Below are 13,354 nucleotides of genomic sequence, written 5' to 3'. Positions count from 1 at the left end.
GGTATTTTAGTAATTACAATTAGGCCGTCCAACCACCGCTTATATCAAGGACTGCACCAGTGACTTTGCTTGCTCTAGGGCCTGAAAGGAAGCTAACCGCAGCGGCGACATCTTCAATTTCAATCGTGTCTGGAATGGCCTTCATGTTTAGAAGGATATCAGGTACGTCTTCTATCCCTGCTTGCATATCTGTTAACATGATGCCCGGCTGTATAACGTTTACGGTGATTTTACGAGCACCCAGATCTCTCGCAGCTCCCTTTGAATAGCCTACAATCGCTGCTTTTGTCGCTGCATACTCTGTAACACCAGGGACGCCAACATGTGTCGCTAATCCGGTACCAATTGAAATGATGCGGCCACCATTACTCATTTTTTGTGACGCTGCTCGAATTGTGGAAATAACGCCTAGAACGTTAACTTGCCACATGCGATCCCAAGCTTGAGTGTCGGCGTTTGGATCATCAACTTTGCTGCCTTGATTAGCAAGTCCAGCATTGTTAACGAGAATATCTAGCTTACCGAACTCTTCTATTACTCGCTCAACAAGAAGAGGCGCAGCTTTTGTGTCACCTTGATCACTTTGTATAGCCAATCCACGTTGCCCAAGTTTTTCAATCTTACTAATTACTTCTTGTGCCTTTTGAGCGGATTGATTGTATGTGATTACAACATCGGCCCCAGCTTCTGCTAGTTCTAATGCGATAGCAACGCCTAGACCTCTAGACCCGCCTGTTACCAAAGCTACTTTTCCAGTTAAATTTTTCATCTGTTCTCCATTAATGTTAGTTTAGGAATAGCATTTAAAAGTATGATAGCGTGGTTTTTATTTAAATGCTATTATTAAAATAACATTTAAATAAATTATGAGTGTCATGGCTAATGGTTGATTACAGGTTTTCAACGTCGCTACATATTATGTTGGCGCTTGCATATAGGTCTCGTCGAAATCCAGAAAAGTTGGTGTCATCAAGTGACTTGGCTACTAGCACGAAAAGTAACCCCACACTGATTCGCCAGCTACTGGTTCCGCTGAATGAAGCAGGCTTAATCAAAACTTATAGGGGGAAGAGTGGAGGTGTGGCTCTAGCAAAAGATGCGAGAGATGTATCACTGAGGGAGATATACGAGGCTTCTTTCAGTTCAAAGCTCATGCTTAGTAGAGGAATGGGTTATGAAGGTTGCCCCATAGGCTCTAACATTCATTGCGTATTTGATCATGTCTTGGGAGAGATGGAAGGTGTGCTTATGAAGCATTTGGAAGGAAAAAACCTACTCGATCTATTGGAATCGTTTATCGAATGAGTCCTTTTAGAAAACAGCGCTGGTTTCCCGCTTTCGCGGGAATAGCAAAAATGACTGCTCCTTTTATTCCTTTACCACTAACTCCGAGCAGGTACTGGCGATAATCCCCAATCTTCTTCTTTTGGCTCTGTCGCTAAGACTCTTGGGTTTTCTGACCAGTGCATCAGGCTCATTTCCCCAGCAGTAGATTCTGTTAATGCTGTGCAATGTTCTACCCAATCGCCATCGTTGCAATAGAGAACATCGTCTTTAAGCTGAAAGGAGGCAAAGTGAATGTGGCCGCAGATGTAGCCGTCGACTTTGTGGTTTTTTGCGGATTTGATGGCGGCTGTTTCAAAGCGCTCAATAAACTCTTTTGCCTTGCTAATATGGCTTTTTAAATAGCCTGCCAGTGACCAATAAGGTAAGCCTATCAAGCGTCTCACGCCGTTGATCCATTGATTCAGCGACAACATGAGGCCGTGGGCTTTATCGCCTATGGCGAGCATGAGTGGGCTGATTTTTACCATTTGATCGAATTCATCGCCGTGGCTGACATAAAAGGTTCGGCCGTTGGCAGTTTTATGGCGAGCGTTGAGTTTTATCTCGATTCCAGAAAGCGTTTGTCCTGCAAACTGGCGAAAGAAGGCATCGTGATTACCGGGAATATAAATGACTTTTGTTCCTGACTTTGCCATCTCCAGTATGTGTTCTACGACACGGTGGTGAGCATCGACAAAGTAGGCCTTATGACGCATTTCTTGCAGGTCGATAATGTCACCGACTAAATACAAGGTATCGGTTTTAATCGATTGTAAAAAATCCAATAGGTGTATGGCTTGGCAAGATTTTGTACCGAGGTGTACATCAGAAATAAATACCGAACGAAATGTCGTCTGCATAAGCGCCTCCTAGACTGTCTATTCTTAAGGTAAAGCGCTTATGTGACAAACTTGTGAGGGCTTTGTGACAATTCAATAAACCTTAATGCGCTGTATCAAGTAGATGAGTGTTTAGATACGGTTGCAGGTAGATATGATTGCCACCTTGTTGTTTGGCAAACTTTTTCGCTTGTGCCGCGAGCTCTGCTACTTGGTGATGATTGGTGCATTGTTTCGGATTGGGGTGAACCACACCAATAGCGAGGCTTAAAATGGGGTGGAAGAGCGTGTCGCCTTGGCGGTTTTTAGTCCAGACACCGCCGTCTTGTAAGGTGTCTTCGGTATAAAATTCGCGCACTTTTTGCCCAAAGATGTTTAATATGTTGTCACATTGCTGGCGCCAATCTTGATCACCAAAAATCACCACAAAATCATCGCCGCCAATGTGCCCGATAAAGTTGTTATCAGGATTTACTTGGTTTTTGATTAAAGAGCCAACCAGCTGAATCACTTCATCACCTATTGAATAGCCGAAGAAGTCATTAAAAGGTTTAAAGTCATTTAAGTCGAAATAGGCCACATAAAATTCTTCATTTGCTAATAAACGACGACTGACTTCTCGATGAATCGGAACGTTGCCAGGTAATAGCGTCAGAGGGTTTGAGTAAGTGGCATTTTGAATTTTTAGTTCGGTAATGCGTTTTAAGAGATCTCGAAGGTGGCCTGTGCCGATAAACTTGCCTTTTCTGACTACGATGATTTCATTATTCAGCGTATCGGCTTCTTGGTTGGTCATCAAAGTGGAAACACTGGATAAGCTGACATTGCTTTCAACAATCAATACATCATCGCTGAGTAAATTTGTGACGGGTTTGTGTTCGTATAAAGCGCGCCCATAAGGTGTAGAGAAAAGCTCGTGTAGCTGGTGGCGGCGCACTACTCCGACGGGTTCGTTGTCGCTGTTTACTACGGGGATCGCCACTAGGTCTTGTTGTTTTTTAAAATACTGAGACGCATCTTCTAATAAGCTGTTTTCGTGCAAGCTTGGTGTGGGACGACACAGTGTTTGTACTGTTTCTGAGTGGTCAACTTGAAATTGGGAGCGTCGTTGAGCTTGCTTTGCCAAATAAGGGTGAGTCGAAAACGCTGGGTGTTCTACTGGTCGACCAAGAAAATAACCTTGTCCTAGGGTGACACCTATTTCGATCAGTTGATCAAGTTCCTGCTGTGTTTCTATGCCTTCTGCAATGAGGGTGCAGTTGAGGCGCTGGGCAATGGTTAGAATAGAGCGAACAAACTCGCGTTTGATTTCGTCTTTGTCGATTCCTTGGATGAAATGTTTGTCGACTTTGACGATGTCTGGTTGTAGTTCAGACCAAAGCTGTAAGCCCGAATAGCCCACTCCAAGGTCATCAATGGCGACTTGAAATCCCATTTCACGGTAGTGATCAACACTGCTGCGTGGTAAGCCATTGTGGTCGTACGGATGCTGTTCAGAAAGCTCGATGACGATGTCTTTTTGATCCAGTCCCAGTTCGTTTAAAATCGCTAATGTCATGCCAGATTGGTGGTCGGGTGATCCTAATAACGATGCACTGACATTGAGAAATAAACGGCCTTTTAGATCTAGCTTGGCGAATTTCGATAGGGCTTTTTCACGGCACAGTAATTCTAATTTATGCAGCTTTCCTTCTTGTTGAGCGAGCGTAAAAAGAGGGTCTGGAGAGAATAAGGTAGAGTTCATCGGACCGCGAGAAAGAGCTTCGTGCCCATAAATTTCGCCATTACTTAAATTATAAATAGGCTGGAAATAGGGCGTGATTAATCCATTGGTTAGGACTTTTTCAAGCAAAGTCATGTCGGCTGTTTGTCTCATTGTTCCTCTAATAGATCTTAGTCAGACAAGGGATGAGGAATTATTTTATGTCATATTTATGACGTTTTGATGACTGGAAAAGTTAGCGAAGCGTTGTGAGTGGGGATATGTTGGGTAATTTCTTAGGGAGAGGACCCCGTTACCGGATCGATTTATTATTCTTGCCTTTCGATCATCGGGAACATTGGGTTCTTTAACGTCGGTATCTATTTGCTTCTGCTACGGCTATTAACTTTCTCGTTTAATGAGTAATAACGGTGACAGATAGTTCAAATAAGCTCGACCAAAAAGTGGATAGTGCTTAGTGCTGTGGTGCAGATTTCAATGTACGGCTAGAAGCTAGGTTAGCAAAGAATGCTTTTAGGTTTACTACGGCACTTTTCATTGCTGAAGATAGGTATGCGCGACGTAATTCATACGCTTTTTCTACATAGTAATCAGCATCAAGGTTACCGAAAGCATCATATTTAAGATCGTTATTCATAGAGATTCTCCTAAAAAGTTAAGTCATTTTCGACACTTGTTATTTTAGGATCTGACCAATCATTCAGCAAACGATCAATTTTCAGCTAATAGATTAGATAAATTCATCATATGACGGGCTGGTTGGTCAGTGCTCTGAATTTACCTGGAGGCATGCCTATGGAGCGCTTAAAAAAACGAGAGAAGTAACCGGGGTCTTTGAAACCTAAGTCGTAGCTTATTTCTTCTACTGAACGAGCGGTATAAATAAGGCTACGTTTGGCTTCTAACAATACTCGTCCATGAATTAAGTCGAGTACACTTTGGTTGAAGGCGGTTTTGCTGAGTCTATTCAAACGGCTGGTGGATGTGCCCAAGACGTCGGCATATTGATGGCTATTCCAGTGCTCTCGGTAGTGTTTCTCTATTAACTCTTTGAGTTGATGTGCCTGGCTGGTTTCTGTTTTGTTGGTAGTGCTATGCTCGCTATTCACTTGTTGTCGATGAAGCATTAGTAGAATCGCTTTGATTAAATACTCACTCATAAGAGCGCGACCTTCGCGTATATAAGAGGATTCGCTTTCCAACTGCTGTATCAATGGCCAAAGCTCCGCAAACATACTGCGTTGGCCATTGAAGTCGATATAGCTGGCTTTGCTTAGTAGTGGTTGGATATATTTGGCGGCTTTTTCTTTGTAAGCGTCTTCTAGTAGCGGTTCGGCAATGGTGATGACGCGTCCATCTGTATCTGGTGCAAAGCGAAAACCATGGACAACACCGGCAGGAACAATAATCGCCCATGCACCTTGCAGCTTTTGCTGCTGCTCATCGAGTTGAACTTTCACTTCCCCCGATTTTACAATCAGAATTTGAAATAGTTGCGCATGTCGATGCGGATTGATTTTCCAGCCTAAATCACCGCTGCGGGATTCTATGTCTTCTATATGGAAAAATTCAGAGTCATCAATCCAACTGGGCTCACCATAAAGCCCAAAGTGAGGAATGTCGGTTTTTTGTTTTTGCATTTTTTTCTTCTTATTTAAAAGTGACATAAATGTACTTTCAGAGAGAGTTTTTACTTTTCTGCAAAAAAGTACAAAAAATAGCTATTTATCGATATTTATAGGGTAAAAGGCTAAAAAAGTCACTTATATTTGTGTTGATGATGTCTTTCTAGAAAAATAATCTTGATCAAAAAGTACAATTTTTTGAATAAATATCACCTAACGTCTTATGTGTTTATCTTCCATTATGGTTGTCATAAAGAGGTTTATCACTGAATCGACATCGAAAATAACAATAATTGGAGAGAGACATGAAAACGCAAGTTGCCATTATTGGTGCTGGTCCATCTGGTCTACTACTGGGTCAACTATTAGCAAAGCAGGGCATTGATAATGTCATTATCGAGCGAGTCTCTGGGGAATATATTTTAGGTCGAATTCGTGCCGGTGTACTTGAACAAGGTATGACGGATTTGCTCCGTGAAGCCGGCGTTGGTGAGCGTATGGACCGTGAAGGCCAAGTACATCATGGTGTGGAACTGGCGTTCAATAACAAGCGAGTGCAGATTGAGCTTGAAAAGTTAACTGGCGGCAGCACTGTGATGGTTTATGGCCAAACAGAAGTGACCCGTGATTTGATGGAAGCACGTGAGAACGCTGGTCTCATCACGTATTACGAATCCAGCAATGTGGTTCTGCATGATGTGAAAAGCGACGCGCCTTATGTGACCTTTGAGCAGAACGGTGAACAACACAGATTAGACTGTGATTACATCGCTGGCTGTGATGGCTTCCACGGCGTGTCTCGTCAAACTATCCCTGAGTCGTCCCGAAAAGAGTTCGAGCGTGTTTATCCGTTCGGTTGGCTAGGTGTGTTGTCTGATACGCCACCGGTTAACGACGAATTGATCTACTGTAAAACGGATCGTGGTTTTGCCATGACCAGCATGCGTTCAGCTACCCGCTCGCGTTATTATCTTCAGGTGCCTCTCACTGACAAAGTAGAAAACTGGAGTGATGACGATTTCTGGTCAGAGCTAAAGCGCCGTCTGCCGGATGATGTTGCTGCCAAGTTGGTCACTGGACCCAGTATTGAGAAAAGCATTGCCCCATTACGTTCTTTTGTGTGTGAGCCCATGCAATACGGTAATTTATTTTTGGTCGGTGATGCGGCTCATATTGTTCCTCCAACTGGCGCTAAAGGTTTGAATCTAGCGGCTTCTGACGTGGCGACCTTGTATAAAGTGATGACGCGTGTTTATAACGAAGGCGACAAAGAATGCATTTCTCAGTATTCCGATATTTGTTTGCGTCGTGTTTGGCATGGGGAGCGTTTTTCATGGTGGATGACCAGCATGCTGCATGATTTTGGACAGGGTGATGTACAGGATACTGATGCTGCAACTCATGAAAAGTTTATGAGTTCTGAACTGAGTTTTTACACGGACAATGAAGAAGGGCGCCGTATTATTGCTATGCAATATGTCGGTTTGCCTTATGAAGATCTTGCTTAACGGATAACGGCGAGTTTGTGATAAAAAAATAGCGGTAATCTAATTAGATACCGCTTTTTTCATTTGTTAGAGCCTAGTGATGCTAATGAGCTTAGCATTTTAGCCGCAGCACTTTTTGTATTTCTTGCTGCTTCCACATGGGCAAGGGTCATTGCGTTGTGGTGCTTTTTCAGCGATTTGTGGAGTTGGTTTATTAAGCACCATATCCAAAGGCGTAATATCTTCGGCCACTTCGCTGTTAATCGTAATTTCTGCGATCAAGTCGTTAGCGATCAAGATGGCATTTATTTCGCTCTCACGCTCAGGCGTTTGAACTTGTAAAATGAGCGGGTTCTCTTCGCTACCAGGTTTTACTTTAGGCTTAGGCTGATAATTGCCTAGGTTATGCTTACCCATGATATCGGGTCTACCACGATAAAAGAATTTTGACACTGGTGTTCCTAATGGTACGTACAGCCACTCACAGCGAGTGGCCAATGCCGCGCAGTCTAACAGAATTTAGAGCACATAGCGTATATCTTTCATGCTACTGAATAGTCCATTCTCACAGGAAGATCTTTTATAAGGTGATGGGTATTTACTAAGAGAGCTATACAAATATTTCTCAGTTCATTTTGATTTTTCTCTGAGCCAAGTAAGGGTCTACTTGTTTTTTATTTCGATAATTTGACAGGTGTAATAGCGCTATTCATTCATAGATATAGATTTATGTCAACGAAAAATGAAAGTCGCTCTTGTTCTGGTTTCTGTGTGTTTTTTTGATTTTTTATATTTATTATCAATACATTGCATTTCTTATGGACGTTTCTGTAATAGATTGAAACGAAGCGTTTCTAAAAAATGACAATATCACTATCTAATTTTTCAATACCTTAAATTTATAATCAATTACCTTTTCTCAGGCCTGGTTGGTAGTCTCCTTTTAAGTAAATGGATTTCAATAAAATGGGTAAATAAAAAAACAACAAGGCTACTTTGGAGTCGAATATGATAAAAATAATAAAGCATGCTGCTATAACCGCAGTGGCAGCTTCCGCAATTCTCAGTGCTCAGGCAAACGCATCCGCAGAATATACATTACGCTTCAGTCACTTCTTTCCTGAAGTATCTGATCCAAGCCAAAATCTATTTATAAAATGGGCAGAGGCAGTAGAAACAGAATCCAATGGACGCATTGACGTTCAAATGTATCCTTCTAGTACATTGGCAAAACCACCCGCTCAGTACGATGCGGTAAAAAATAGTATTGCAGATGTATCCGTTTCTGTTCAGGGCTACACAGCCAATCGCTTTCCTCTAACGCAAATCGTTGAATTGCCAGGCGTGTCTCAGAATGCAGCACAAGGCTCTTGTATAGCGCAGTCTTTGTACGATGAAGGGCTCATTTCTAGAGAATACACTCAAACTAAACCGCTGTTCTTGTTCACGCATGGACCAGGCGGTCTTCATACTACTAATAAAGAAATCAAAGTTCCTCAGGACTTAGAGGGTTTACGTATTCGTCGCCCGACTGCTGTAGTGGCAAAATTGCTTGAAGGTCTAGGTGCGCAGCCGGTTGGTATGCCAGCGCCAGATGCTTATCAGTCCGCTCAGCGTGGTGTGATTGATGGTGTTGCTTTGCCGTGGGAAGGTGAATATACCTTTCGCCTAAATGAGCTAACACCTAATCACACGGAAGTAGGTGGTCTTTATACATTGGCGTTTGTCATGACGATAAATAAGTCCTTCTATAATCGTTTGCCTGCTGACCTTAAAAAAGTTATTGATCATAACTCTGGCATGGAATGGTCTGAGAAAGCGGCTACTGTTTTTGATGATCTAGATGCGAAAGGCCGTGCTCAAGCTGTCGAAATGGGTCACAAAATTACTGTCATTGAAGACGGTGCTGAGAACCCTCTTTGGAAACCAGTGCTTTACCAAGCAACTGAAGAGTATTTGGATGAACTGCAGAAGAAAGGCTTACCTTCATACAAGGTCTATGCACGAGCAGTTGAATTGTCCAAAACAGCGTGCATCTAAACGCTGTTTAGATTTTTAAGTAAAGTAGTGGTAGTTGGAGAGAGTTAATGAAAGCAGTAGCTCGAATAATAGATAGGATCACGCATGGAATGCACTTAATGGGCGGTTTTTTCTTAATCGCTATGATGGTGATGACCTTGTTTGATGTTTTCACTCGAGGCTTGTTTACGATAACGAACGGTACCGTAGATTGGACCATTCTTGGTGGTATCGAGATGGTGAAATACAGTCTTTTGTTTACCGTACTCTTTATACTGCCGCATTCAGTCAGCCGTTCACAGGTCATTGTTGACCTGTTTACGGAGCGGCTATCAAGCCAAGCAAAAAATAGGTTAGAAGCCGTTTATATTTTTTGCTTTGGTTTAATGGGCGTGGGTATGAGCTATGGCTTCTATCATTTGGTGGAAGAAGCCGCGATGAGTTATGAAACGACCCAAGATCTATTGATTCCATTGACGTATTTTTATGGGGTGGCTTGTTTTGCGACTGCTATGCTGGCTGTTTCCGCAGTGGCGTACACGTCTCGACTATTATTTTGTGGGAAGGTTGAGTCATGAGCACTTCAATGATTGGTATGGTTTGCATTGCAGCCATGTTGTTACTAATTGCGCTACGGGCACCTGTAGCGCTAACAATGGCATTAGCTGGCTTCGTTGGCTTTGGTTGGATTGTCGCTTTTGACCCTGCTGTTTCTATTCTGGCCAGTGGTCCATTTGAGACCTTGTCGAATTATAGTTTTAGTCCTATTCCTATGTTTATTCTTATGGGGGTGTTTGCGTCAAAGTCAGGGATGTCGCAAGAACTATTCCAAGGCGCTAGGGCTATGTTTGGTAGTTGGCGCGGTGGCATGGGATTAGCTGCGGTAACTTCGTGCGGTATATTTTCAGCTATTTCAGGTTCCTCTATGGCGACAGCTGCGAGTATGTCACGAGTCGCTTTGCCTGAGATGGAAAAAAATGGCTATGCTCCAACATTAGCAACAGGCGTGCTAGCGGCGGGTGGTACATTGGGTATCATGATTCCTCCCTCTATTGCCCTGTTGTTATACGCTTTGATTACTGAACAATCTGTTGGCGCTATGTTTATTGCTGGCGTCATTCCTGGCTTACTTGGCTTGGTGATGTATGGCCTTACTGTCGCTATTTTGGTGACTGTTTTTCCAAATATGGCTCAACCAGGTCAGGCAACAACGTTAAAAGAAAAGCTCTTGGGTCTTAAAGGATTAGTGCCTTTTACCGGTGTTTTCGTCTTCATTATTGGTGGTATTTATAGTGGTTGGTTTACACCGACAGAAGCGTCAGCTGTAGGAGCAGGAGCAACCTTGTTAATTGCTTTGGTGAGAGGCATGCGCCTTCCTCAATTTAAGGAAGCGGTTAGCGAAACCTTGGTGATGTCTGCAATGATCTTCTTCATGATTATCGGTGCGGAGATTTTTGGTTACTTTCTTTCTGTGTCACGTATTTCTTTTGCTCTGGTTGAATTTGTCGATAGCATGCATTTAGGGCCTTATATGGTTCTACTTTGTGTGTTGATTTTGTTTATGCTGCTTGGTTGCGTCATGGATAGTATTGCTATGCTGTTGTTGACGGTTCCTGTTGTGTATCCGTTAATTGAAGCTGCTGGGTTTGATCCAATCTGGTTTGGTATTGTGGCTGTTATTACCGTAGAGCTTGGTTTAATTACACCGCCTGTTGGTATGAATGTCTTTGTTATAAAATCAGTTGCCCCCCATATTTCTATTGGAGATATGTATAAAGGGGTGATGCCATTCGTAATATCTGATTTGCTTCGTTTAGCACTCATTGTAGCGTTCCCTGTATTGGCGGTTGGTTTGTTATAGATAGATGTAGATGAAGTGCTTAAATAAAAAATGGTTCTGTTTAGAGCCATTTTTTTATTCTGTTTTAAGCATATAAAAAAGCCAGATTCAGCCTAAGCTGAATCTGGCTTTTTTTTCGAATTGGTAGTTTGTTATTAACTTTACTTTTTACCAACAGAGTATGTCATTGAAACTTTGCGGCTGGCTTGAAATTGTTCCATCGTTTCCCCTCGCATACAGGCATAAATTTCGGGGTTGGATTTACCCAAGACAGCTGATAATTTTTCTAACCCGAAAAAGATAGCGCCGTAGCGAATCATCTCAATCCATTTTAGCTCACGGATCATGTCTTTTTCTTCATCTGTTAGTTGGCATTCTGACATCAGGGCTTCTTTATCTGCCAAAAATCGTTCACGGTGAATTTGGTTAGAAAGGTTGCGTAAGAACAGGTTCAAACGATACGCTTTGTGGCTGCGTTCTAAGGTAAAAGGGTAGGTTCCTTCTAGCTTTTCAAGACCATCTAGCTGATGTGTTAAATTAGGATCGACGATGACTGCATTGGTATCTTCGGTGTCTTCATAAATAACCGTCGCAATGTTTGTCATAGAAGGTAAATAGGTACTACGATGCACTTTATTGACCTTGTCTGATAAAGCCCCGCGCATAATTAACCACATAATGACTTCGGCCCCTTCGAATCCGCCTTTTGTAGCGTATTGCGCGTGTGTCATCTTGGTCAATTCTTCTGGATCTAATTCTAAAGCGTCTAAAAATTTGTTGTCCCAAGCTTCATCATTAAAGCCACAGCGTTCACCGTGTACTTGATGAGACAAACCACCTGTCGCCACAATGGCAACTCGCATATCATCATCAGGGAAACTCTGAATCGCCTTGCGCAACGCTTTGCCAAACTGATAGCAACGTTTTGCTGTTGGTGCGGGAAACTGAAGGACACCCACTTGTAGCGGAACGACTGTTCCGTTCCAATATGCGCCATCTACTTCCGGTGCGATCATAGAGAATGGGGAGAAAAATCCATGGTCAAGCGGCTTCTTTTGGAATGTCGACAAATCAAACTCAGCATTCATCATTGATTGCGCAATGTGTTGTGATAAGGCCTTGTGGCCCTTGGCAGCAGGGTAGTCTCTTGCACCGCCACCTTCATCGGCTGTGATATAAGAATCGTCTACACCCAAAGTGAAAGGCGAGTAGTGATCAAAAAAGAATGAGGTGATGTGATCATTAAAAATAAGGAACATCACATTTATTTTTTGTTCATGTACCCATTTTTGTAAAACAGAGAAATCATCAAAAATAGGCTTCCAAGACGCATCAGCGCCTTTGTTTGTATCTTTAGCGTATGCGATTGTTGGTGAATGAGAGGCACCAATGCCTCCTATAATTTTAGCCATTCTTCTTCCTTATATTGTAAGAATATACTAGATATAAGGAGAGAATACTCATAAACTAAAAATACGACAATTTATTGGTTTAAAACCTATCGTTTCCATATGAAGACAATATGTTCGAATCTACAAAATAACTTAAGCGATATACCTGCCTTTGTGCAGGTTGTCGAAACCAAGAGTATGTCTGAAGCAGCAAGGCAATTGGGCGTGTCAAAATCGACTATAAGTAAGTCCATTACTCGTTTGGAAGAAACGTTGAATCTTCGTTTGCTAGAAAGGAACTCTAGGAATATTTGGGTGACGACAGAGGGGCAAACTCTCTATCAGCATGCCAGTCAAATACTCCAGTTGGTGAATGAAACGGATTCAGTTATTACTGGTCTACAAGCAGAGCCAACGGGTAGAGTGAAGTTAGCGGTACCAATGGCGTTTTGTCGTGAGTTTTTAGCTCCTAGACTAAGTGAGTTCCAGCAGCGGTATCCCAAAATACAGTTTGAAATCATAATGAATGGTCATTCTTTAGATATTTTTCATTATGAAATTGATATCGCTGTGATTGTTGGTGAACTTGAAAACTCTGAATTAATTGCCAAGCCACTTTATTCTGGGAAATTGAAATGGGTGGCATCAAAAGAATATCTTGCTGCGCTCGATTCCCCAATCACAATTGATTCACTTACTGATCATATTTCAATTTGTGAGACGCGATATGGTATTGATCGTTTTCCGGTTTATTGTCACTCAGAGAAAGTGTATTTGGACCTCCAGAACAATATTACTCATTGCAATGATCCTTTAACTGTTCGTGAGGTTGTGCTCTCCGGTAGTGGCATATCATTACTACCAGAGCAATACTGTTTAAAACAGATAGAGTCTGGAGAGTTGATTGAGGTAGCTGAGGATATAAAGCCAGAATCGGGTGCCGCGAAACTGACGGCTTTATATCCTAGCCGAAAGAATCGATCTCAACGAGTGGATGCCGTGCTAAAGTTTTTAAAAGAAATTTGTGAAGATAAAAAAATCAAACAGTAAGACGTAACCTCAAATAGTTCTTTAGATTAAGTGATTTAGAGTGTCTCACCCTAA

The 13,354-nt window shown here is 42.3% G+C and carries 13 protein-coding genes; 6 read left to right on the top strand and 7 right to left on the bottom strand.

All coding sequences use genetic code 11. The features are described 5' to 3' along the window. Positions 1-19 precede the first annotated feature (19 nt). Positions 20-769, bottom strand: coding sequence for an SDR family NAD(P)-dependent oxidoreductase (locus tag JSY38_RS07190; protein ID WP_114411752.1), 750 nt, complete (start codon positions 767-769; stop codon positions 20-22). A gap of 113 nt (positions 770-882) precedes the next feature. On the opposite strand from JSY38_RS07190, the gene JSY38_RS07185 reads away from it, so the two are divergent. Beyond that, complete coding sequence (locus JSY38_RS07185) at positions 883-1,305, top strand: RrF2 family transcriptional regulator (protein WP_114411751.1); 423 nt, start codon at positions 883-885, stop codon at positions 1,303-1,305. A gap of 77 nt (positions 1,306-1,382) precedes the next feature. Here the strand turns inward: JSY38_RS07185 and JSY38_RS07180 are convergent, their stop codons facing one another. The 4 genes from JSY38_RS07180 to JSY38_RS07165 all read right to left on the bottom strand — a co-directional run bounded on the left by JSY38_RS07180 (position 1,383) and on the right by JSY38_RS07165 (position 5,528). Beyond that, positions 1,383-2,186, bottom strand: a complete 804-nt coding sequence (locus JSY38_RS07180; RefSeq protein WP_114411750.1) for a UDP-2,3-diacylglucosamine diphosphatase — start codon at positions 2,184-2,186, stop codon at positions 1,383-1,385. Between the two features lie 82 nt (positions 2,187-2,268). Further along, entirely contained in the window at positions 2,269-4,041 is a 1,773-nt protein-coding gene (locus tag JSY38_RS07175) for a GGDEF domain-containing protein (protein ID WP_205116093.1), read from the bottom strand. Positions 4,042-4,342: 301 nt separating this feature from the next. Then, complete coding sequence (locus tag JSY38_RS07170; protein WP_114411748.1) at positions 4,343-4,525, bottom strand: RSP_7527 family protein; 183 nt, start codon at positions 4,523-4,525, stop codon at positions 4,343-4,345. A gap of 106 nt (positions 4,526-4,631) precedes the next feature. Beyond that, positions 4,632-5,528 (bottom strand): helix-turn-helix domain-containing protein, encoded by an 897-nt coding sequence (locus JSY38_RS07165; RefSeq protein ID WP_205116091.1) that lies wholly within the window; start codon positions 5,526-5,528, stop codon positions 4,632-4,634. A gap of 290 nt (positions 5,529-5,818) precedes the next feature. Here JSY38_RS07165 and pobA point away from each other — a divergent pair, with 290 nt between their 5' ends. Next, positions 5,819-7,021, top strand: coding sequence for a 4-hydroxybenzoate 3-monooxygenase (gene pobA, locus JSY38_RS07160; protein ID WP_205116089.1), 1,203 nt, complete (start codon positions 5,819-5,821; stop codon positions 7,019-7,021). Positions 7,022-7,120: 99 nt separating this feature from the next. On the opposite strand, the gene JSY38_RS07155 is transcribed toward pobA, so the two are convergent. After that, entirely contained in the window at positions 7,121-7,453 is a 333-nt protein-coding gene (locus tag JSY38_RS07155) for a PBPRA1643 family SWIM/SEC-C metal-binding motif protein (protein WP_114411745.1), read from the bottom strand. Between the two features lie 555 nt (positions 7,454-8,008). On the opposite strand from JSY38_RS07155, the gene JSY38_RS07150 reads away from it, so the two are divergent. The 3 genes from JSY38_RS07150 to JSY38_RS07140 are packed head-to-tail and all read left to right on the top strand — an operon-like array spanning position 8,009 to position 10,880. After that, positions 8,009-9,040 carry a TRAP transporter substrate-binding protein gene (locus tag JSY38_RS07150; RefSeq protein WP_205116088.1) on the top strand — a complete coding sequence of 344 codons (1,032 nt, stop codon included), beginning with the start codon at positions 8,009-8,011 and terminating at the stop codon, positions 9,038-9,040. 47 nt (positions 9,041-9,087) lie between these two features. Beyond that, complete coding sequence (locus JSY38_RS07145) at positions 9,088-9,597, top strand: TRAP transporter small permease (RefSeq protein ID WP_205116086.1); 510 nt, start codon at positions 9,088-9,090, stop codon at positions 9,595-9,597. Continuing rightward, entirely contained in the window at positions 9,594-10,880 is a 1,287-nt protein-coding gene (locus JSY38_RS07140) for a TRAP transporter large permease (RefSeq protein ID WP_205116084.1), read from the top strand. The genes JSY38_RS07145 and JSY38_RS07140 overlap by 4 nt, the downstream gene beginning before the upstream one ends. A gap of 140 nt (positions 10,881-11,020) precedes the next feature. On the opposite strand, the gene JSY38_RS07135 is transcribed toward JSY38_RS07140, so the two are convergent. Continuing rightward, positions 11,021-12,271, bottom strand: a complete 1,251-nt coding sequence (locus JSY38_RS07135; RefSeq protein ID WP_205116082.1) for a gallate dioxygenase — start codon at positions 12,269-12,271, stop codon at positions 11,021-11,023. Positions 12,272-12,370: 99 nt separating this feature from the next. Between JSY38_RS07135 and JSY38_RS07130 the strand changes: the two genes are divergently transcribed. After that, positions 12,371-13,300, top strand: a complete 930-nt coding sequence (locus tag JSY38_RS07130) for a LysR family transcriptional regulator (RefSeq protein WP_275586989.1) — start codon at positions 12,371-12,373, stop codon at positions 13,298-13,300. The last annotated feature ends 54 nt before the right edge of the window (positions 13,301-13,354 follow it).

Origin of the sequence: Marinomonas foliarum (assembly GCF_016906065.1) — a bacterium.
GTDB classification, from domain to species: Bacteria; Pseudomonadota; Gammaproteobacteria; order Pseudomonadales; family Marinomonadaceae; genus Marinomonas; species Marinomonas foliarum.
The sequence above is the reverse complement of the archived record's forward strand: the minus strand, read 5'-3'. Positions and strand labels throughout refer to the sequence as shown.